Source organism: Ruegeria sp. BHSA163 (assembly GCF_059613365.1).
The window spans coordinates 68,139-89,994 of the sequence record NZ_JBXWSJ010000012.1 but is presented as its reverse complement, the minus strand read 5'-3'; the positions used below and the strand labels follow the sequence as shown (position 1 = coordinate 89,994).

Here is a 21,856-nt window from a genome sequence, read left to right as displayed (position 1 = left end):
CCCTTTTTTGAAGGGATCCAAAAAAGTTCCCAAACCCAGCAGTTTCAAAAAACTGAGAACGTTCGCGCTACAATTTGTTCCGTTTCCGATGGCTAGTTGCGAATATTATTGCTGAAGCGAGAGATTTATCTATGCAATAACCAGCTCACTTAGGGACAACCCAGTTCTAAGGTGTATTGTTTTTTGTAAGGCTTGCTGGAAGATAACCGCGGGCAGTTGCTCCACCACGCACTCAAAAAAGGTGTTGCAATGGGAACAGGCTCTTTTCTCCAGTTTGAGTAAAAAAGCCGACCGTTAAGGGTCGGCTTTTGTCGCTCAGCGCGGGTGATCCAATTTTTCGAGTTTCAGGTTTCACCCAATAATTGCGTTCAAGGTTGCGCTCGGACGCATAACCGCTGCCGCCTTTGCTGGGTCAGTATGGTAGTAACCTCCCAAATCGGCGGCAACCCCTTGCGCGGCTGCAAGCTCTGAAAGGATTTGCTCTTCGCTGTCGGCTAGTTGTTGTGCAATCGGTGCGAATTCGGCGGCCAACTCGGCATCTTCTGTTTGTTTTGAAAGAGCCTCTGCCCAATAGCGGGCAAACCAATAGTGGCTGTCCCGATTATCGGGCTGACCCACCTTGCGACTGGGCGAATTGTTATTATCAAGAATACCCTGCGTTGCTGCTTCGGCTGCCGTGCCCAGAACACCTGCTTTGGCGTTACCTTTGCTGTCGGCCAGGAAGTTCAGCGACTCCCCCAACGCGCAGAACTCGCCCATCGAGTCCCAGCGAAGGTGGTTTTCCTCGACCAGCTGCTGCACGTGTTTTGGGGCCGAGCCCCCTGCCCCGGTTTCAAACAGGCCGCCACCGTTCATCAGTTTAACGATCGATAGCATTTTGGCAGAGGTTCCCAGTTCTAGAATTGGGAAAAGGTCAGTCAAATAATCACGCAGCACATTCCCGGTGATAGCAATCGAGTCCTTGCCAGCGGTTATAGTCTCCAGTGATTGTTTGGTCGCTTCGCGTGGGGCCATTATCTGAAATTTGTCTGCAACGCCCGTGGCATCAAGCGCCGGATTGACGTATTTGATAAGCTCAGCGTCATGGGCGCGATTAGCATCCAGCCAGAAGATCGCTTCGGATCCGGTAAGACGCTGCCGATCCATCGCAAGCTGGATCCAGTTTTCGATCGGCGCTTTTTTCACTGTGCAGGAACGCCAGATGTCACCCTGTTCAACCTCATGCGAATGCAAAGTCTCTCCATTTTCCAGAACAATACGGATGGTGCCGTCGGCAGGAGCTTGGAATGTAGTCGGATGCGAGCCGTATTCTTCGGCTTTCTGCGCCATCAAACCTACGTTGGCAACAGCCCCGGCAGTCGCGGGGTTTAGCGCGCCGTTGGCTTTAAAGAACTTAATGGTTTCGTCATAAACCGGCGCATAGCAGCGGTCAGGGATGACGCAGTTGGTGTCCCCTTTTGCGCCGCTTTCATCCCAACCTTTACCTCCGGCGCGGATAACCGCAGGCATTGAGGCGTCGATGATAACGTCAGACGGAACGTGCAGATTGGTAATACCGCGGTCTGAATCAACCATATACATCGAAGGACGATCCGCTTTAATCGCATCGATAGCCGCCAGAATATCGGCGTTGCCCTTTATGCGATCCAAAAGATCGCCAAGGCCCGAATTTGGGTTCACTCCAAGAGTTTCCAATTCGGCACCGAATTTCTCGAATACTGGGGCTAACCACGCTTTGACGGCATAGCCAAAGATAATTGGGTCACTGACCTTCATCATCGTGGCCTTCATATGCAGCGAGAACATAGTGCCGTCGCGCTTTGTGTCCTCGATTGCTTCCGCCAGGAATGCGGAAAGTGCCTTGACCGACATGAATGTGGCGTCAGCTACGGTGCCATCGGCCAAAGGCCAAGAGTCTTTCAATACGGTTACACTTCCATCTTTGCCGACAAACTCGATTTTTGCGTCGCCTGCTTGGGCGGCGGAAATCGTTGCTGATTTCTCGTTTGCATAGAAATCATTGTTGGACATTGATGAGACCTTAGTCTTGCTGTCAGCACTCCACTCTCCCATCGAATGAGGGTTTTTCTGAGCATAATTCTTCACCGCCCGAGCAGCGCGGCGATCGCTGTTGCCTTCACGAAGAACCGGGTTCACTGCCGAGCCCTTAATGGTGTCGTATCTTGTGCGGATCGCCTTTTCTTCATCCGTCGAAGGCTCTTCGGGATAGTTGGGGATGTTGTAGCCTTGCGATTGAAGCTCTTCGATAGCAGCGACCAATTGGGGGACAGAGGCAGAGATGTTCGGCAATTTGATCACATTGGCATCCGGCGTTTTTACCAGTTCGCCCAACGATGCCAAATCGTCGCTGACACGCTGTTCGTCTGTCAGGTTCTCTGGGAATGTCGCCAATATGCGCCCAGCTAACGAGATGTCCTTGGTGCCAACACTCACTCCAGCGGCCGAAGCAAACTTGCGGATGATGGGAAGAAACGATGCGCTTGCCAGTTCGGGCGCTTCGTCTACAATGGTATACAATATGTCGAAGTTCGATTTTTCTGCCATATTCCCTAACCTTTTTTCAGCCTTTCGGAGCGTGCTATCCAAGAGTTTGTGCCATCTTACACCCGGCACCGAGCCGTAACTGGACCATTGGCCCAACGGGAGACTCTGATTTGACAGGCATCCCATAAATGAGGATTGCCTCGGGATCAATCGGTTTGCGTTGCGCAAATTGACACGGGTTCAGGAAGCGCAACTAAGCTTAGTATGTATGCTTTCGCGCACTGAACATGTCCTTCGATGGAAAACGAAATTTCAAACCGCGCTCCAGCCCTGGACGACCCGAGGGCAACCTGGGCACCATGTGGCCCAAGAAATTGACGGCAATTGTCAAGCCGGTGCCGACCTTCATGTCACCGCTGGCGGCAGTTTGGGAAGGGAAAAAAATTGTGGCGATTACCACCATCCAGCGCTGTAAAGGACTTTGGGTTTCCGTTCTCATCAGCCCCCTTCAACGCAAAAGCAATTTTTACTTCCCCTCATTCGTGAGGCTGGCTAAGACGGTTCTCCAACATCATCCTAGGAGAGTGTTTTGGATCTTATCGCCCAAACTATCGCTACTGAAATCAATGCGCGTCCGGAACAGGTGTTTGCCGCCGTTCGTCTTTTGGATGAAGGTTCCACGGTACCCTTTGTTGCCCGCTATCGCAAAGAGATTACAGGTGGTCTGAACGACACGCAGCTGCGCATATTGGCGGAGCGTCTGGTCTATCTGCGAGAACTCGAGGCGCGCCGCGATACGATTCTGAGTGCAATCAAGGATCAAGGCAAGTTAACCGATTCATTGGCGCGTTCTATTGCCCAAGCAGAAACCAAGGCTCAGCTTGAAGATATATATCTGCCCTACAAACCCAAACGGCGCACCAAGGCAATGATTGCCCGCGAAAATGGATTGGAGCCGTTGGTAAATGCCATCCTGAATAATCGCGAGTTGGATCCGGAAATCATTGCACAGAACTTTTTGTCGGATGTCGTTGAGTCGACCAAAGATGCCCTGAACGGGGCGCGGGATATTATCGCGGAACAACTGACGGAAAACGCTGACCTTCTGAGTGAACTGCGAAGCTTTATGCAGCATGAGGCCTGGTTGTGGGCCAAAGTGATCGAAGGCAAAGAACAAGAAGGTGCCAAGTTCAGCGATTACTTCGATCATTCCGAGATGTGGTCAAAGGTTCCTTCGCATCGTGCGTTGGCTATGCTGCGTGCCTCGAAAGAAGGGATTGTTTCGCTGGATATTGCCCCTGATCCGGAAACAGGAACGGCCCGCGCCGAAAACATAGTTGCCGCTCATCTGGATACCCGTGGAACCGGACCTAGCGATACTTGGTTACGTAAAGTGGCCGGATGGACCTGGCGGGTGAAACTGTCGCTGTCGATGATGGTCGAACTGATGGCGGAATTAAGAGGGCGGGCTCAGGAGGAGGCGATTCAGGTCTTTTCCCGAAATCTAAAAGATTTGTTGTTATCGCCCCCGGCCGGCGCCCACACAACGCTTGGTTTGGATCCGGGTATTCGAACAGGTGTAAAGGCCGCAGTTGTGGACGCAACCGGTAAGTTGTTGGCGACAGAAACGATCTACCCTTTTCAACCCAAAAACGATCTGCGTGGAGCGCAAGCCGCCCTGTTGAACCTGATCTCAAGTCACGAAGTAGAACTGATCGCCATTGGCAACGGCACTGCCAGTCGCGAGACAGAACGATTGGTTAGCGACACACTCGCGCAATTACCCAAATCTATGAAAAGCCCAACCAAGGTTGTAGTCTCAGAAGCCGGTGCGTCGGTCTATTCAGCATCAGAACTGGCTGCGCAGGAGTTCCCGGAGCTGGACGTGTCGCTGCGCGGCGCGGTCTCAATCGCGCGGCGTTTGCAAGACCCGCTGGCCGAACTTGTAAAGATTGAGCCCAAAAGCATAGGTGTGGGCCAATATCAGCATGACGTTGATCAGAACCGCCTATCCCGATCTCTAGAAGCAGTGATCGAGGATGTGGTCAACGCTGTCGGCGTGGACCTCAATACCGCCTCAGCACCATTGTTATCGCATGTCTCCGGGTTAGGTCCTGCTCTCGCTGAAGCCATCGTTGATCATCGTGACGTTAACGGTGCTTTCCGATCGCGAAAAGAGTTGCTACAAGTCGCGCGCCTAGGGCCGCATGCGTTTGAACAATGTGCGGGTTTTTTGCGCATCCGGGGTGGTTCCGAACCGCTTGACGCCTCTGCGGTGCATCCAGAGGCGTACGAAGTTGCCAGCAAAATCGTGGCGGAATGCGGCCGAGATATCCGGCAGATTATGGGCAAAGAAGGGTCGCTGCGCGGATTGCACGCAGAACAATTCGTTAATGAGTCATTTGGCCTGCCGACCATACGCGACATCTTTGCCGAGCTCGAAAAACCCGGAAGGGATCCTCGGCCTGACTTCGTGACCGCCAGTTTTACCGAAGGCATAGAACAGATATCGGACCTAAAGCCCGGAATGATGCTTGAAGGAACGGTAACGAACGTCGCTGCATTTGGTGCATTCGTAGACATTGGCGTACATCAGGACGGTTTGGTCCATGTCAGCCAACTGGCTGACCGGTTCGTAAAGGATCCGCATGAAATCGTGAAAACAGGTCAGGTCGTTAGAGTTCGTGTGCTTGAGGTCGACGCGCCGCGAAAAAGGATTGGGTTGAGTATGCGTAAAGGTAGTGGGCCCTTGACCCCACAAGGCCAGTCTAGGGGCAGTTCCGGAACTTCCAAAGATGGCGGGAAAAACCGCGGTGGAAAAGGCGGAAAGCCCCACGAAAATACTCGAAACAACGCGATAGGTGATGCTTTGACGAACGCATTAAAAGGAAATCAGCGTTAAGTATTTTATGTACAATGGGATTGAGGCGCGAAAAATCAGTCAATCTTGTTTTTTTGCATCTGAGGCGTGATCCCGAAATTGGCCCGGTAGACCCGAGAAAAATGGCCTGGGTTTTCAAACCCGCACGCAATGGCCACCTCGGTTACCGAAGCTTCGCTTTGCAGCAACAGGTTTCGGGCGCGTTCCAGCCTCATTTCCATAAAGTACCGTTTGGGCGATGCATTTAAGTATTTTCCGAATAAGCGTTCCAGCTGTCGGGTTGAGATACCAAGCTGATTGGCGATCTCCGAAGGGGAAACCGGCGCTTCAAGCCTTTGCTGCATGATTTGAATCGCCTTGGCGAGATGGGCATTTCGCATCCCATTTCTTGACTGCAGTGATACGCGTTGCTCTGCAGTTGCATTCCGCACAGCGTTATAGACCATTTGATCGGCCACCGCGATTGAAAGATCTGGCCCATGATCCATTTCAATTAGATGTAGGATCAGATCAGCAGTCGCCGTTCCTCCGGATGCGGTGATATGTTTGCCGTCGGCCACAAAAACGCTGCGGACGAGGTTCACTTCGGGAAAGGCCTCCATAAAGCTATCGTGGTATTCCCAGTGAATGGCCGCTTGTTGACCATTGAGAAAGCCAGCTTCGGCCAACAGCCATGCACCGGAGCACAAGGCCCCGATGGATGTGCCGCGTGCACGCTCTCGTCGCAAAGCTGCCAACAGGGGGCGACTGGCGTAGTCACGCATATTTATCCCGGACAAAACAAATAGCCGGTCACATTTCGGAATACTGGATATTCCGCCATTCACCAAGGTTACCGTGCCGTTCGAACATGTAGCGGTCTCGCCGTTTTCAGACAGAAAAGACCAATTATACAGGGTCTCACCGCTGACTAGATTGGCAATGCGAAGGGGTTCTACGGCGCAGGAAAACGCAAGGTGCGAGAATTCTTCGATCAGTAGAAAGGTAAAATGCTGGGTGTCTCTCATGGTACCCTTACTAACAAAACTTAATTCATACTGTAGGTAGTTTTACTAATCTGCGCAGTTGTTCAGAAGCAGGATCACCTTTTTGCGCACAGTATAGATTCTTATTGTATGCAAAATGCATTTTCAATATACAGCTTGAAGCTGAAAACATGGTTCAACATAGGTAAATCAATGAAAGATGCGTCCCGAAGCAAGAAGTCGGAACTTTACGAGCATTTGAAATCGGCTGTCCTGACGCTTGTCTTGAACCCGGGGGAAGATCTTGATGAGGTAAGCTTATCTGAAGAGTTCAACTTGTCGCGTACCCCATTGCGCGAAGTTTTTCGCCAGCTCGCGGGTGAAGGATTTGTTGAATTGCGCGAAAACCGAGGTGCTCGGGTATCCGCACTGACTTACACAACGTTGCGGGATTTTTTTCTGGCGGCGCCAATGATCTATGGTGCTATTTTGCAGTTGGCAGCAACGAATGCCAAACCGGACCAAATTAAATCCCTCAAGTTGGCGCAAGACACATTCAAGGCGACGCTAAGGTCAGGGTCAGCTGCTGATCGCGCCATGGCCAACAACAAGTTTCATGAAATCACCGGTGAGATGGCGGACAATGTGTATCTGCTGCCGTCTTTCAAGCGTCTTTTGATCGACCACGCCCGAATAGGCATGACCTTCTACCGTCCACAGGATCAGTTGATGGCCGATAAATTATCCGAGGCCAGCAGTCAGCATGACGCAATAATCGCCGCCATCGAAACGTGCGACGAAGCTGCTGCTGCGCAGTTGGCGATCGATCACTGGAACCTGTCTCGAGGCCAGATCGAACAGTACGTCACACCAGCAGCACTGGACGTACCAATGGGTTCGATGGCGCGAAAGACATCTGCTTGAGGATGCAAATGACCCCCTTATTCAAATTTGACGGGATCTATACTCCGGTCGTTACTCCCTATCACACAAATGGCAGCATCAATTGGGACGCACTATCCGACGTGATTGAGTTTCTGGTCGTAAACGGCGTTCACGGGCTTATCTCCGGCGGTTCGACCGGAGAGAACTATTCGCAGACGGTTTCTGAGCGTTTGGAACTGGCAGCCTTTACACAAGAACGCCTGAAGGGTCGATTGCCGTTGGTAATTGGCACCGGAGCGATGATGACCCCGGATTCAGTTGCGCTGGCCGCAGGCGCACGTGAAATTGGCGCTGATGCCATTCTTTTAGCTAGTCCGGCCTATTCGGTGCCTACCGACAGAGAAAATGCATTGAATGCCTTGGTAATAGACAAGGCCGCCGATCTTCCGGTGATGTTATACAACTATCCTCATCGGACAGGCACGATGATGGGTGAGGAGTTTCTGGACCGTGTTGGGCAAAGCCGAAATTTCTGCGGTATCAAGGAAAGTTCTGGTGATATCAATCGCGTGCATCTTTTGGCCCGGGACTACCCTCATATACAACTTGGTTGCGGTATGGACGATCAAGCGTTGGAGTTTTTCGCTTGGGGTGCGCCTTTCTGGGTGTGCGGGGGGTCTAACTTCCTGCCAGCGGAGCACGTGGCGCTTTATCAGGCTTGCATTGTTGAGGGTGACTTTGCAAAGGGTCGCAGGATCATGTCCGCAATGATGCCTTTGATGCGGGTACTCGAACAGGGTGGCAAATTTATTCAGACCATTAAGCATGGTGTTACAATGAACGGGATCGAAGCGGGCGCGATGCGCCCCCCCCTCAAAGGTCTGAACAAAGATGACAAGCGGGCACTGGAACAGGTGACGCGAGTCCTAAAGAAAACAATCTCCAACATCGTGGCTGAGGGGTAAGAGATATGGATCTGTTGACGAAAGACGAATACAAGTCCATTGCTGCAAACTTGACCCTGCCAACGGGTGCCTTCATCGACGGTGCCTTCCGCCCCGCGATCTCAGGAGAGACTTTCACAACAATCAATCCAGCGACGGGCGAAAAGCTGACCGAAATAGCCGCCTGCAGAGCGGCAGACGTTGACTTTGCCGTCGAAAAAGCCCGAGAGGCATTTGACGACGGCCGCTGGTCTAAATTGCACCCATCGGACCGCAAGGACGTGTTGATCCGGTTAACCAAGCTTATGACGCGCAACGCACGCGAACTGGCGGTGATGGAAAGCATCGACAGCGGTAAGACGATCTACGATTGCGAATCCGTTGATGTTCCTGAAACGATCCAATGTCTTAAATGGCATGCCGAGTTGATCGACAAAATCTATGATCAAGTCTCACCTGCCAGCGATGACCACATTGCTATGGTCATACGTGAACCGATTGGCGTTGTTGGCCTGGTTTTACCCTGGAACTTTCCACTGCTGATGTTGGCCTGGAAGATTGGGCCAGCGTTGGCTGCTGGTTGTTCGGTCGTGGTTAAACCAGCCGCAGAAACCACCTTAACCGCGTTACGTATGGCAGAACTGGCAATGGAGGCGGGACTGCCGCGGGGGGTTCTCAACATTGTGCCCGGCGGTGGGGCAGAGGTGGGAGAACCCATTGGGCGGCATATGGACATCGACATGGTTTCCTTTACCGGCTCGACTGTCACCGGCAAGCGGTTTTTGACCTATTCCGCAGAAAGCAACGCCAAAGAAGTTGTGTTGGAAATGGGGGGCAAGAACCCTGCTATTGTCATGGATGATGCCGAAAACCTCGACCGCGTCGCCGCCCATGTAGTCAATGGGGCATTCTGGAATATGGGCGAAAACTGCTCTGCCTCTTCAAGGCTAATAGTGCACAAGGATGTTAAGGCTGAATTGCTGGAACGCATAGCCCATCATGTCAAACATTGGAATGTCGGCGACCCATTGAACCCTGAAACGCGCTTGGGTGCTTTGGTCAGTGACGGTCACTACAAAAAGGTGTGCGGTTATTTGGACCAAGCCGAAGATGTTCTAATAGGTGGCAAGGCGGACAACGGATTTGTCGAAGCCACAGTAGTTGAGGTCCGTGGCAACGACGTGGCACTTGCACGTGAAGAGATTTTTGGACCTGTACTTTCAGTGATTGAGGTTAGTGGCTTTGAGGAGGCTATTAACATCGCGAATGACACGGAATACGGTCTCTGCGCCTCGATCTTCACTTCGAATACCAAACGAGCCATTCGGGGGGCGCGCGCGATCCGGGCAGGAACTGTCACGGTCAATAGTTTTGGCGAAGGGGATATCTCGACCCCGTTCGGAGGTTTCAAACAATCTGGATTCGGTGGGCGCGACAACTCTATTCATGCCCATGATCAATATACCCAATTGAAAACCATCTGGATTGATTTGGCCGATGACACGGATGAGGCCGTGGATTGACCGAGTACACGGCACGGCGTCTTCCAAGGCAGACCGGCCCAGCAGGATGGAATGCCATCCTGCAGCCGCGAAATATACTGCCGCAATTGCAAAACAACATCTCAGCAGACATCACGATTGTGGGCGGCGGGTTTGCGGGGCTAAGCGCTGCTCGCAGATTGCACCAACTCGATCCATCTTTGAAAATTGTTCTTTTGGAAGCTGGACGTTTTGCAGACGGTTCGGCGGGGCGAAATTCGGGATTTATGATCGATTTGCCGCATGATCTGGCTTCCGAAAACTATGCGGGCGATGGTGGTCTTGAGGCGGATCGGGCAACAATCGCTCTGAACCGCAAAGCGATCGGGTTCGCGACCGACTTTGCGCAGGATTACGGTCTACCGGACGAGATGTTTGATCCATGTGGAAAGTTCAACGCTGCGGCGACCCATGCCGGGGATAAGCACAATCGAGACTTCGCTACGCATCTTGAAAGGCTGGGGGAGCCATTCAAGTTGCTGGACCAAGGAGAGATGCGGGAAATCACTGGAAGCCCGCATTATACCTCGGGCCTTTACGCACCAGGCACAGTGATGATCCAGCCTGCGGGTTATGTCCGAGCATTGGCTTCGCATATGGCAACACTGACAAATCTGTTTGAACAGTCGCCGGTGACCGGATTTCAAAAACAAGGCGTGGGGTGGCTGGTCAAAACACCGGCTGCTCAGGTTGCGACTGGACGCATCATCCTAGCTAATAATGGTCACTTGGAGAGTTTTGGATTCTTTCAACGCCGGTTGATGCACATCTGTCTCTATGCGTCGATGACTGAACCGCTTACACCCGAGCAGATTAGCACTTTGGGCGGGCAAAGCCGATGGTCCGTGACACCGGCAGATCCAATGGGTACCTCGGTTCGACGAATATCTGGTAGCTATGGTGATCGAGTTCTGATCCGTACCTGCTCCAGCTTTCAGCCGACAATGGAGGCCAGCTCGAAGAGACTGCAAAGTGCCGGACGTGTGCATGACCTAAAGTTCCTAGAACGGTTTCCAAATCTGCCAGACCTGCGCATGGAACATCGCTGGGGAGGTATGTTGTGCCTAAGCCGCAACGGTTCCGCCGCATTCGGCGAGTTGGCACAAGGCGTATTTTCTGCCTGTTGCCAAAACGGATTGGGCATTGCACGCGGAACGTTGCAAGGCATGGGCGTTGCCGAGCTGTTGGTGAACGGGGGGTCAGAAATAGCCGATCATTTTCTGGAACAACCAATGCCGCCACGCCTCCCGCCGGAACCGCTCGCATCGCTTGGCGCCAACAGCTATCTGGCGTGGAAAGAATGGCGTTCGGGTAAGGAATGACGGGACAGGAAATATGAAACAGTCGACGTCGATCGATGGATCTCGTCGGCTCGACGCACTCAAAAACTTTGATTTAGTTCGTCCGCTGCTGGAATCTCCCGTTCACGGCGCGCAATAAAGTCCAACAATGCCTCGTTCTTGGCAATATCCAGTTTCGGTTCCTCGTAATCAGTTAACAATTTACGCGCATGTTTCAGGGCACGCTCGGTTATCTCGACCTCTCCTTCGGCAACCCACTGCTCGATAGAATTATTGTCGAACAATTCCGGCATGAAAAACGCGGTTTGGAAATTTTCTTGAGTATGCGGATGACCAAGATAGTGCCCGCCTGGGCCAACATCCGGAACAGCCGCCAAAGCCTGATCAAAGTCACCCCATTTTGGTCCTTCGGCCATTCGATAGGCCATAGCACATTGTTCAGCGTCAACGATGAATTTGGCGACAGAGCAGTGCATTCCGGCTTCGTTCCAACCGGCACTGTGCCAAATATAATTGGCGCCCGAATGGATGACGGCACTAAGTGTGGTCGCGGATTCATAACCGGCTTGAGCATCAAATGTTTTTGCCCCGCCCAAAGTGTTCGACGTGCGCCAGGGGACGTCATAGTACCGCGCCATTTGACCGATCATGAAATTCATCAGGCTGATTTCAGGTGTTCCAGCCATTGGTGCGCCGGATTTCATCGAAACGGTTGAAAGGTAATGGCCGTAGATTGCAGGTGCGCCCTTGCGGATTACCTGCGTGTAGGCCAAAGCACTCAGCGCTTCGGCGTTTAGCTGTGCGACTGTCGCGGGAACGCTGGCGGGCGTGTTTGCGCCTCCCAAGACAAATGGAGAACACAAGACAGGCTGATTGCGGCGGCAAAACGCGCGCATTGCACCCAGCATGGTTTCATCCCAGACAAGAGGGGAGTTGCCGTTGCAGTTGCCAGTTGTAACAGGATGATCTTCAAGAAACTGTTCGCCGAATAGGATTGCGCACATTTCCATGACGTCCTCAGCGTTCTTTGGGGATGTTGTCATTCCCATAAAAGTCTTGTCGGAATATTTCATCGACGAATATGTAATCTGCAGATGACGCTGACTAATTGGGTGGTCGTAAGGTTCGACGATGTGGTGTGCGCTGGAGTGCAGAGCTGGCAACATATGACTAAGTTTGTGAAAAATTGCCAGATCGTCCAGCGTTGGATTTCGGCGAACATCGTCCAAATCCCGCAAGAATGGCGCGCCCGTCATCGGTACAAAGATCGAATGTTTTCCGCCAAGGCGGACATTTTTTTCCGGATCACGAGCATGATAAGTAAATTCGGACGGTATCGTCGCAATCAATTCGCGTATTAGACCTCGATCCAGATAAACAAGCTCACCTTTTACCTTTGCACCCGCTGTTTTCCAGTCTTCCAATGCAATTGGATCGCGAAACTGAACGCCGACGTTTTCAAGTATGTCCATTGAGGCGTTGTCGATGCGTTCCACTTGGGCTCCATCCATTACTTCGCACAACGGAATGCTGCGCGTTAGACCAGGCAACATATCGAACTTGGGCGCAGTGCGTAGTGCGCGACGGGCAGAACGCCCACCCGACCGAGACCGGGATTGGATTTGCGTGGTCATCATTGCCTCCATTTTTCCTGACTATTTTGACAGAAGCAGGAGCTAGGCGTTTGACGATTCACGAATTCCATTTGCAAGAAGCGACATGACTAATTTACTTCAGTGCAGGAAACGCCGTTCCATCCATATGCTTTTAACTTGAATTCTACTTACTGGTTCTAAGCTGCAGACGCCTTTAGCGAGGCTTGGATACTGTCAACTTCGGTTGTTCTCTGGAACAGCGACGGAAATTCTGGTTCCGGCCTCCTCGCACAGCTTTGCACAGCGCATCGGAACAACTTGATCGGTAAAGAATGTATCTATATCGGACAGGGAGGCGATGCGCGCGGGCGCTTTACGATCAAACTTTGATGAGTCGGCCACAAGAAATACCTTGTCGCTTCGATCGATGATCGTCTGGCTGACTCCAACCTCTCGCATATCAAAATCCAAAATATCTCCGTCTTCGTGCAGAGCTGAGCAACCAATTACGGCCAAATCAAACCGGAATTGTGAAACCACCTGACGTGTAAGATCTCCGACCAAGCCCCCGTCGGAGTTTCGCAAGTGCCCCCCTGCAACAACCACCTCAATCGTAGGATGGCCGGATAATATTACTGCAATGTTGAGGTTGTTCGTCACCACAAGCAATCCGGTGTGATTGAACAGTTCGGCAGCGATTGCTTCTGTTGTTGTCCCTATATTCAAGAACAGCGAGCAGTCATTGGGAATATGCTTTACGCAGTTACGCGCAATATCAACTTTGGGCGCTTGGTTTAATTTTCTACGCTCGGCGTATCCAATGTTAACGGTGTTTGAAGGCAATACTGCACCGCCGTGCACACGTTCCAATTCCCCGGACTCTGCCAACTCTGTCAAATCGCGGCGAATTGTCTGCGGAGTTACGCCAAAATATGAAACCAGGCCTTCAACGGTTACCTTGCCTTCACGACGGGCAATATTGATGATTTCGGGTTTTCTAAGTGTTTGCACCATCGCTCGCGCCTGAAAAGCCAGTTTCAAGAAGATAGTGTCAAATGAAATGGAATCGCAAACGATGATGTTCGTTTAACGTTAGAAATTGCCAAAATGCTAAATATTCTCGGGTTCGCTTAGATGATTTCCTCATTTATTTCAGATGTTTCTACAAAAAGAGCATAAACGAAAATATTTTTCTTCTATTTGGGCGCGTTTTTTGACATTTACCAGTGGCCCGCTAGTGCAAAGCGTAGGAGCCACAAGATGTCACAAACCTATGACCTTCTCGTAATCGGTGGTGGAATCAATGGCTGCGGCATTGCCCGAGACGCCGCAGGGCGCGGGCTAAGTGTCTGCCTGGTCGAAATGAACGATATTGGCTCTGCGACCTCGGCTTCTTCGACCAAGCTGTTTCACGGTGGACTGAGATATCTTGAGTATTTTGAGTTTCGTCTAGTCCGCGAATCTTTGATTGAGCGAGAAACCCTTTTGCAGGCGATGCCCCATATCTCGTGGCCGATGCGCTTTGTTTTGCCCTACCATCACAGTATGCGCTTTGACTCAACCACGCCTACATCGCGGCTGCTGAGTTTTGTCATGCCGTGGATGAAAGGTCGCCGCCCTGCATGGCTAATTCGACTAGGTTTGTTTATGTACGACCATTTGGGCGGTCGAAAAATACTTCCGGGTACAACCAGTCTTGATTTGACTTCCGGCCCGGAAGGAAAACCCCTTAAGCCGCATTTTGAACAAGCGTTTGAATATTCAGATTGTTGGGTAGAAGATTCTCGGTTGGTGGTCCTGAACGCGCGGGATGCGGAACAACGCGGAGCGGAAATACTGCCGAGGGAAAAATGTATCTCTGCCGACGTTGTTGATGGAGTTTGGCATGTGCAAACCGAAAATAAGGAGACCGGAGAGGTCACCGAACTATCCGCAAGAATGGTTGTAAACGCGGCAGGGCCCTGGGTTGGGGACGTGTTACGCGGGACATTAAAAACCAATACTCAAGATGGCGTTCGCCTGGTTCGCGGTAGCCACATAGTAACGAGGCGCTTGTTCGACCATGATAAGTGTTACTTCTTTCAAGGAACCGACGGCCGAATAATTTTCGCAATTCCATACGAAACTGACTTCACCCTGATTGGAACAACTGACGCGGATCACAATGACGCTTCGATCAAACCGGAATGCACTCCGGAAGAGCGTGACTATCTGATTGGCTTTATAAACCAGTATCTTGCCGATCCAATCAAAGTTGATGACGTGGTTTGGACATATTCGGGAGTTCGCCCGCTCTTCGATGACGGTGCACGCAGCGCGACGGCAGCTACCCGGGATTACGTGCTAAAGGTCGACCTTAGTCGGGGTGCACCTGCGCTGAACGTTTTTGGCGGTAAGATCACGACCTATCGGCGTCTTGCAGAAAGCGCGATGGAAGAGATTGCATCTCAGATACCAGATATTCCCGGACCATGGACGGCAGGTGTTCCATTGCCGGGAGGAGATTTCCCCGTCGACGACGTGTCTATGTTGATAACGCAGCTTCGCGAAAAATTCTCATTTCTCGATGAGCGATGGGCCACTCGCATGGTTAAAGCCTACGGAACCGAAGCTATGGAGATACTTGAAGATAGCTCAGACATAGTGGACCTAGGCCGGAACTTTGGGGCAACGCTGACCGAACGGGAAGTCAACTGGTTGATTACTAATGAGTATGTTCGAGAAGTCGACGATATTTTATGGCGGCGCAGTAAGTTGGGCCTTCGCATGTCGAAAGCGCAAATTGCAGATTTGGGGTCGTGGTTGAAGACGACATTGAACGAAACGGCCTGACTGAAAGTTTCAGTGTTTCGGCGGACAGAGCACCTTGTTTGATCTGTCCGCACTTCCCGAAAACTGGTTTTGATCAATCAGCGTGCAGAATCCATTGCACAAGCCGTATCCAGCATACGGTTTGAAAATCCCCACTCGTTGTCATACCAGCTGAGAACACGCATCATCCCGCCATCGGTCAATCGAGTTTGGTCGATCGCAAAGATCGACGAATGCGAGTCGTGATTGAAATCGCTGGACACCAAAGGTTCATCGGTTACCGCTAGGACGTCCGCCATCTCTCCACCCGCAGCATTTCGAATGGCATCATTTACTTCGTCAACCGTCGCGCTGCGTTTGGGCATAAAACACAAATCTACTGCTGATACATTCGGTGTTGGAACCCTAATGGCGGAACCATCCAGCCGCCCTTTTAGCTGCGGTAGAACTTCCCCGACAGCTCGGGCAGCTCCAGTCGAAGTGGGGATCATAGACATCGCAGCTGCGCGAGCGCGGTACAGGTCTTTGTGAATGGTGTCCAAGGTCGGCTGATCACCAGTGTAGGAATGGATCGTCGTCATATATCCGGTTTCAATTCCGAACACGTCGTCCAACACTTTGGCGACCGGAGACAAACAATTGGTCGTGCAGCTTGCATTAGACACGACGACATCGTCACCAGTCAGGCTTTTGTGATTTACGCCAAACACTATGGTCTTGTCTGCGCCACTGGCTGGCGCGGAAACCAGAACCTTTTTTGAACCGTTCTCCAGATGTTTCGCTGCGGCTTCTCTTTTCGTGAATATGCCAGTGCATTCCAGCGCCACGTCGACATCGTCCCATTCAAGCTTTGAAGGGTCGCGTTCCGCGCTTACACGAATCTCACGCCCGCCAACCAGCATGGTGTTTCCGTCTACACGAATGTCTGCATTTAGACGGCCATGAACACTATCGTATTTCAACAAGTGTGCGTTCGTTTCAACTGGCCCAAGATCGTTAACGGCAACGACCGCAACATCGTTGCGCCCAGCCTCTACCAGAGCCCGCAATACACATCGGCCAATACGTCCAAATCCATTAATGGCAACCTTTACGGTCATTTTTGCCTCCTTGGCGAAATTCCCAGCAGAATACAGTTGGAATCGTCGCTGCAGCATAGAGTGCCTGCGATACCCAAATTTTGTTATCGCTAACAACCACGAATCCAACTGGATTGTCAACAAAACCGAACTGTAAAAATTCTGAAGGTGGCACCAAGCGATCGATATTTGCGTTTGGCTGTGAAGGTTTTGAAAAATCTCCTACGATCGTTCTTCAGCGAATGAGAATGGCGCGAAAGTCGTTAACATTTGTTCCAGTTGGTCCCGGCGAAAACAAATCTCCGATAGCCTCAAACGCAGAGAACGCGTCATTTGCCGCCAGATCCGCGGCGGGGTTTCGCCCTGCAGCGCGCATTCGGGCACAGCTGGTCCCGTCAACGAATGCTCCGGCGTTATCCTCTGAACCGTCGATGCCATCTGTGTCCGCGGCCAAGGCGGAAATTCCTTCAATTCCGTCTAACTCCTGCGCAAGCGCCAACAGAAATTCTGTGTTGCGTCCACCCCTGCCCTTGCCGCGCAAAGTGACAGTAGTCTCGCCACCTGACAAAATAACCACGGGTTTTTGGAACGGCCTGTTCTTTTTGGCAACCTCGCGCGCAATTGCTGCGTGAACACGTGCGACATCCCGCGCTTCGCCCTCGATCGCGTCCGAAAGGATTACGGCGGGAATACCTTGGTTTTCTGCCTCTTGAGCCGCGGCATCCAAAGACAATCCTGCGGATGCAATTACTTGGACAACGTTTTGATCAAAACGAGGATCATCCGGAGCAGGTGCATCGGCTTTAACAGATTGAAGATGTTTCAGTAACCTGTCCGGAAGGCTTATGTGATGATCAGCGATTAAACCCAGTGCATCCTTGCGACCGATGGAATCCGGAACTGTTGGGCCCGATGCAACCTGCGCTGGATCGTCGCCAGGAACGTCCGAAACAATCAGTGATACAACACGAGCGGGATGCGCCATTTTAGCCAGACGGCCCCCTTTGATACCGCTGACGTGTTTGCGAATGGCATTCATCACCGAAATAGGCGCCCCAGACGCTAAAAGGGCCGAGTTCAACAACTGTTCATCTTGCAGCTCGAGTCCGTCTGGTGGACAGGGTAGCAGAGAAGAGCCTCCTCCACAGATCAATGCGACTACCAGATCGTCTGGAGTCAGGTCAGTGAGATTTTGCATAAGGATTTGGCTGGCCTTTAAACCTGCTTGGTCTGGTACTGGGTGCGATGCCTCCAGAACTTCGATCTGCTGGCACTCCGCGCCATAACCGTAACGGGTAACGACAGCACCCGACAAAGGACCTTGCCACAATGTTTCAAATGCCTGGGCGAGCTGAGCGGCTCCTTTGCCAGCACCAATTACAATTGTGCGCCCTTTGGGCGGCGCCGGCATGTGCGCCCCGAGCGAGGTAAGTGGATCGGCGGCCTGTACTGCTGTCTGGAATAGGGAAATCAGAAAATCAGAGTCTTGCATCGTATCTCTTTATCACACGTGTTTTAGCCATCAGACCCGCTAAGGAATTTGCGGTCTGCGTTCAACATCGGAAACCATTACGACGGTGTCCAAGCGAAAGGAAAAGGCGGTGAATCGACATTCATCCCCGTGTTAGGGTCCATAGCAAGTAATCATACTTTTGCTAACCAAAAATTGTTTTGTCCGATCTCGGAACCCAGCCTGCAAGTCCTTACTGCTGCATCGGGCGCTTTAACCCGGGCTAAGAACACGTCCATGTTGCGACACAACAACGAAAACCTCGGAATGCTCAAAAAGCTTCGCTATGTCGGCCTGCAGCTGCCGGGTAAGATCGTCAATTTGTGCCGCCGAGATTTGCCGCTGCGGATCGTAGTACACCATAACCGTAAAGTATCGGCCGAGTTTGGAGATAGATAAATCCACCAACGAACCCCCATCGGTTCTAAGGGATTCTCGTATCGCCCGACGAGCAGAGGCGATATACTGCGGGCTGGCTGTTACACCAGCCAACTCTCCCAACCCGGCTATGAAGTCGCGGTAATACTGAAGTGTCACAGACAAACACAGTAACAGAACAATAATTGAATCTCCTATGGGGGCGATCGGAGCCAAAACCCAATCTCTAAACGCGTGAATACCCAAAAGGCCGACTGCCGCTGAACCGGTAATCAACGCATCAAAGGCGGCGGCCTTTTGTTCAAGTTGAAGCACGTCGCTTTGCTTGCCCGACTTGATCCATGCCCTACGGTGAAACGACCAAAGAATCAAACAGGTCATTCCAACAAGCGCAAAGTAGACTAACATCGGCGCAAAAATTAACTGCCGTTGAGGCTCACCATTCAGGTATCCGACAATGTTTAGAATTGCGCTGGTCATCGCAAAAATAACAAGACCTAAAAGGGACAGGGAACGGAACGTTTTGAAAATCGCCTCGTCACTTGCGTAACCAAACGGTCTGTACTTGTCTGCTTTGCGCTGAGCATTCCGGGTCGCGCGTTTACCTAGAAAAGCCGCAGTAAACCCAATAAACGAAAAAAGCCCGTCCATGAGCACAGCTTGTGAATTGGAAAGATAGGCTGCGACTATCCCAGCCATCGCCATGAATAGATTTCCCACCATTCCGATTGTAAGCGCACGGCTTTCCAAGAGCTGCGTTTCAGTTCGCGTGGGTCGGCTCATATAAGGAGATCCGTTTCTGAAAAGGGTTCCGGATCGAAAGATATAGAAATCGGGTCAACTTGTCTGGCCCCGACCTGCATAATCTGTTTTTTTTTTGAGCTCCGGGCCAAATAACGTCTTCTTGATGAACGCAAACTTGGAATCGCTATCTTTTCACCTCGCACTGAACCTGTGTAATGGCAATCCCCGAGGATTTTGATTGTTAATCCCTTTTACCGATCGAACGCCCGACACCTTCAGGTTCAGGCAAATCGGCATGCTGTTTTGCATAGGAGGTCAACTTGTGCGCGACCTGTTCCAGCGGAAGCGAAGTCTTGCGGGAATTCAAGTCGATATGCAGCAACAGAGTCTCGACTGTTGCCGCGACTTCGCCGCGTGGCCCATACAACTTATGAAACAGATGCAATTTCTTGCCGTCGCCATTTAGCACCTGCGTCGTCACCGTCAATCGGTCGCCAGCGAGCAATTCAGACAGGTAACAGACATGATTTTCAACCGTGAAATAGCTGTTGCCGCCAGCCACGTAATCAGCATCTGCACCTATCATTTCCATGAACCTATCTGTGGCCAATCCTGATGCTTCGACGTAATAAGCCTCATTCATGTGGCCGTTGTAATCAGTCCAACTGTGCGGGATTACACGATCAACGGTAACTGGTAGATCGGTGGCGTCTGGGTCAGGTAAAGTTGCCTCATGTGCGTTCAGCACACCACCTGCTCCGCTGCCAGATTTTTTCAACGCGCGCATCATTCCGATAAGGTTGTCATCGCGCAGCCGTTCCAGTTCGCGGATAGACATGTGGCCGGATTGCGCGTCCGATTGTTCGGCAATCAGATCTACAAGGTCATCCGACAATTCTGGCACATCCATCAGCTTGGTCCATGGCCATTCAAGCGCCGGGCCGAATTGAGCCAGGAAGTGTTTCATACCCGCTTCGCCACCGGCAACGCGATATGTTTCGAATAAGCCCATTTGTGCCCATCGTAGGCCAAAACCCATACGGATTGCTTCGTCCAATTCTTCGGTGGTACAAATCCCGTCTTTGATCAACCAAAGCCCTTCCCGCCAAACTGCTTCGAGCAGTCGATCAGCAATATGGGCGTCGATTTCCTTGCGAACAATCAATGGATACATGCCCAATGACCGCAAAACACTCGCTGCTCGTGCGCAGATGTCGCCGTCCCCTACCAATTCAACCAGTGGCAACAGATAGACCGGGTTAAATGGGTGCGTGACTACTACACGGGATCCGTGTTCGTTCAGTTCGGACGGTTTGAAACCCGAAGTTGATGATCCAATCACTGCTTCAGCAGGCGCAAGCTCATGAATTTGGGCGTGAATTTTATGCTTAAGGTCTAGCCTTTCGGGTACGCTTTCCTGAACCCAAGTGCTCCCTGCCAGTGCATCGGCCAGGGTGTCACAAAAGGTCAGCTTCCCTTCGGGAGGCAATGCTTTGTCATAAAGCGACGGCAACGCTCTGCGAGCGTTGGCCAGAACTTCACCGATCTTGCGTTCAGCCTGTGGATCAGGGTCAAAAACCGAAACATCCCAACCGTTAAGCAAAAATCGGGCGACCCAACCACCACCGATAACGCCACCGCCGACAATTGCTGCCTTTTTCGCCAAGCCGCTCATCGTGTCACCGGTGCGCGCTTTGTCAGGCCAAGTTTTTCCCGCACGTCCTGCGGCCCGACAATTCGGGCTCCCATGCTCTCGATAATTCCCTTCGCCCGTTCGACAAGCTGCCCGTTGGTCGCCAAAACTCCCTTTTCTAGAAACAAGTTATCCTCCAATCCAACGCGCACGTTGCCGCCTGCAAGCACTGCCTGCGCCGCATAAGGCATCTGATCACGCCCCAAGGAGAATGCGGACCAAACCCAGTCGTCCGGTACGTTATTGACCATCGCCATAAATGTGTTGAGGTCATTCGGCGCGCCCCAGGGAACGCCCATGCACAGCTGTACGAGGGCCGGACTATCTAGAACGCCTTCCTTCACAAGCTGTTTGGCAAACCAAAGGTGGCCAGTGTCAAAGGCTTCGATCTCAGGTTTGACCCCCAAGTCAGTCATCATCTGGCCCATCGCTCGCAACATGCCGGGTGTGTTGGTCATAACGTAATCAGCTTCGGCAAAGTTCATCGTACCGCAATCCAAAGTGCAAATTTCCGGTAGACATTCAGCGATATGCGCCATGCGCTCGGTGGCGCCAGCCATATCTGTACCGGACTCGTTCACTGGCAATGGAGACTCGGTCGGCCCAAAAACGATGTCCCCGCCCATTCCGGCCGTCAGGTTCAAAACCACGTCAACATCGGCGTCCCGGATACGTTCCGTCACCTCACGGAACATAGCAGGGTCCCGGCTGGGCGTGCCGGTTTCCGGATCACGAACGTGGCAATGCACGATCGCAGCGCCTGCCCTTGCAGCTTCTATGGCCGAGTTAGCAATCTGCTCAGGGCTACGCGGAACATGAGGAGACCTATCCTGCGTGCTGCCTGAACCCGTGACTGCACAAGTGATAAAAACATCGCGGTTCATTTCCAGAGGCATCTGGTTGCTCCTTGGCATAAGAGTTTTGGCAAAATACGCGGAATTATTCCGCGAGCTGCTGAAGACAAGTTGAAATACGCTACTTTTTTTCCTAGCAAAGTCTCGATACTTTTATCGTCAAAATATTC

The 21,856-nt window shown here is 51.9% G+C and carries 15 protein-coding genes; 6 read left to right on the top strand and 9 right to left on the bottom strand.

Features of this window, described 5'->3' with window-relative positions; genetic code table 11:
* Nucleotides 1-351 precede the first annotated feature (351 nt).
* The gene (locus tag AC2FNV_RS08030) at nucleotides 352-2,565 is read right to left on the bottom strand and encodes an NADP-dependent isocitrate dehydrogenase (protein ID WP_170605398.1); all 2,214 of its coding nucleotides are present in this window, start codon (nucleotides 2,563-2,565) and stop codon (nucleotides 352-354) included.
* 529 nt (nucleotides 2,566-3,094) lie between these two features.
* Here AC2FNV_RS08030 and AC2FNV_RS08025 point away from each other — a divergent pair.
* Nucleotides 3,095-5,407 (top strand): Tex family protein, encoded by a 2,313-nt coding sequence (locus tag AC2FNV_RS08025; protein WP_170605400.1) that lies wholly within the window; start codon nucleotides 3,095-3,097, stop codon nucleotides 5,405-5,407.
* 35 nt (nucleotides 5,408-5,442) lie between these two features.
* On the opposite strand, the gene AC2FNV_RS08020 is transcribed toward AC2FNV_RS08025, so the two are convergent.
* Nucleotides 5,443-6,393, bottom strand: a complete 951-nt coding sequence (locus AC2FNV_RS08020; RefSeq protein WP_170605402.1) for a GlxA family transcriptional regulator — start codon at nucleotides 6,391-6,393, stop codon at nucleotides 5,443-5,445.
* A gap of 171 nt (nucleotides 6,394-6,564) precedes the next feature.
* Between AC2FNV_RS08020 and AC2FNV_RS08015 the strand changes: the two genes are divergently transcribed.
* Genes AC2FNV_RS08015 through AC2FNV_RS08000 form a run of 4 tightly spaced genes read left to right on the top strand, consistent with a single transcriptional unit; the run spans nucleotide 6,565 to nucleotide 11,043 of the window.
* Entirely contained in the window at nucleotides 6,565-7,275 is a 711-nt protein-coding gene (locus tag AC2FNV_RS08015; protein ID WP_170605404.1) for a GntR family transcriptional regulator, read from the top strand.
* Nucleotides 7,276-7,283: 8 nt separating this feature from the next.
* A complete protein-coding gene (locus tag AC2FNV_RS08010; protein WP_170605406.1) occupies nucleotides 7,284-8,201 on the top strand; it encodes a dihydrodipicolinate synthase family protein in 918 nt (305 codons plus the stop codon).
* 5 nt (nucleotides 8,202-8,206) lie between these two features.
* Nucleotides 8,207-9,703 carry an aldehyde dehydrogenase gene (locus AC2FNV_RS08005; protein WP_170605408.1) on the top strand — a complete coding sequence of 499 codons (1,497 nt, stop codon included), beginning with the start codon at nucleotides 8,207-8,209 and terminating at the stop codon, nucleotides 9,701-9,703.
* A complete protein-coding gene (locus AC2FNV_RS08000; protein WP_170605410.1) occupies nucleotides 9,700-11,043 on the top strand; it encodes an NAD(P)/FAD-dependent oxidoreductase in 1,344 nt (447 codons plus the stop codon). Before AC2FNV_RS08005 ends, AC2FNV_RS08000 begins: the two co-directional genes overlap by 4 nt.
* A 59-nt stretch (nucleotides 11,044-11,102) precedes the next feature.
* On the opposite strand, the gene AC2FNV_RS07995 is transcribed toward AC2FNV_RS08000, so the two are convergent.
* Both AC2FNV_RS07995 and AC2FNV_RS07990 read right to left on the bottom strand, forming a co-directional pair.
* A complete protein-coding gene (locus tag AC2FNV_RS07995; RefSeq protein WP_496772920.1) occupies nucleotides 11,103-12,656 on the bottom strand; it encodes a trimethylamine methyltransferase family protein in 1,554 nt (517 codons plus the stop codon).
* Between the two features lie 195 nt (nucleotides 12,657-12,851).
* Entirely contained in the window at nucleotides 12,852-13,631 is a 780-nt protein-coding gene (locus tag AC2FNV_RS07990) for a DeoR/GlpR family DNA-binding transcription regulator (protein ID WP_170605733.1), read from the bottom strand.
* Between the two features lie 246 nt (nucleotides 13,632-13,877).
* Here AC2FNV_RS07990 and glpD point away from each other — a divergent pair, with 246 nt between their 5' ends.
* A complete protein-coding gene (gene glpD, locus AC2FNV_RS07985; RefSeq protein ID WP_170605423.1) occupies nucleotides 13,878-15,449 on the top strand; it encodes a glycerol-3-phosphate dehydrogenase in 1,572 nt (523 codons plus the stop codon).
* A gap of 77 nt (nucleotides 15,450-15,526) precedes the next feature.
* Here glpD and gap read toward each other — a convergent pair whose 3' ends face one another.
* From gap to bcoG, 5 genes are all read right to left on the bottom strand, one after another.
* Entirely contained in the window at nucleotides 15,527-16,528 is a 1,002-nt protein-coding gene (gap, locus tag AC2FNV_RS07980) for a type I glyceraldehyde-3-phosphate dehydrogenase (RefSeq protein WP_170605431.1), read from the bottom strand.
* A gap of 214 nt (nucleotides 16,529-16,742) precedes the next feature.
* Nucleotides 16,743-17,999, bottom strand: a complete 1,257-nt coding sequence (locus AC2FNV_RS07975) for a glycerate kinase type-2 family protein (protein ID WP_170605433.1) — start codon at nucleotides 17,997-17,999, stop codon at nucleotides 16,743-16,745.
* Nucleotides 18,000-18,230: 231 nt separating this feature from the next.
* Entirely contained in the window at nucleotides 18,231-19,178 is a 948-nt protein-coding gene (locus AC2FNV_RS07970; RefSeq protein ID WP_170605435.1) for a cation efflux transmembrane domain-containing protein, read from the bottom strand.
* Nucleotides 19,179-19,380: 202 nt separating this feature from the next.
* Nucleotides 19,381-20,814 carry a carnitine 3-dehydrogenase gene (locus AC2FNV_RS07965; RefSeq protein ID WP_170605437.1) on the bottom strand — a complete coding sequence of 478 codons (1,434 nt, stop codon included), beginning with the start codon at nucleotides 20,812-20,814 and terminating at the stop codon, nucleotides 19,381-19,383.
* Entirely contained in the window at nucleotides 20,811-21,728 is a 918-nt protein-coding gene (bcoG, locus tag AC2FNV_RS07960; RefSeq protein ID WP_170605734.1) for a 3-dehydrocarnitine:acetyl-CoA trimethylamine transferase BcoG, read from the bottom strand. The genes AC2FNV_RS07965 and bcoG overlap by 4 nt, the downstream gene beginning before the upstream one ends.
* Nucleotides 21,729-21,856 lie beyond the last annotated feature (128 nt).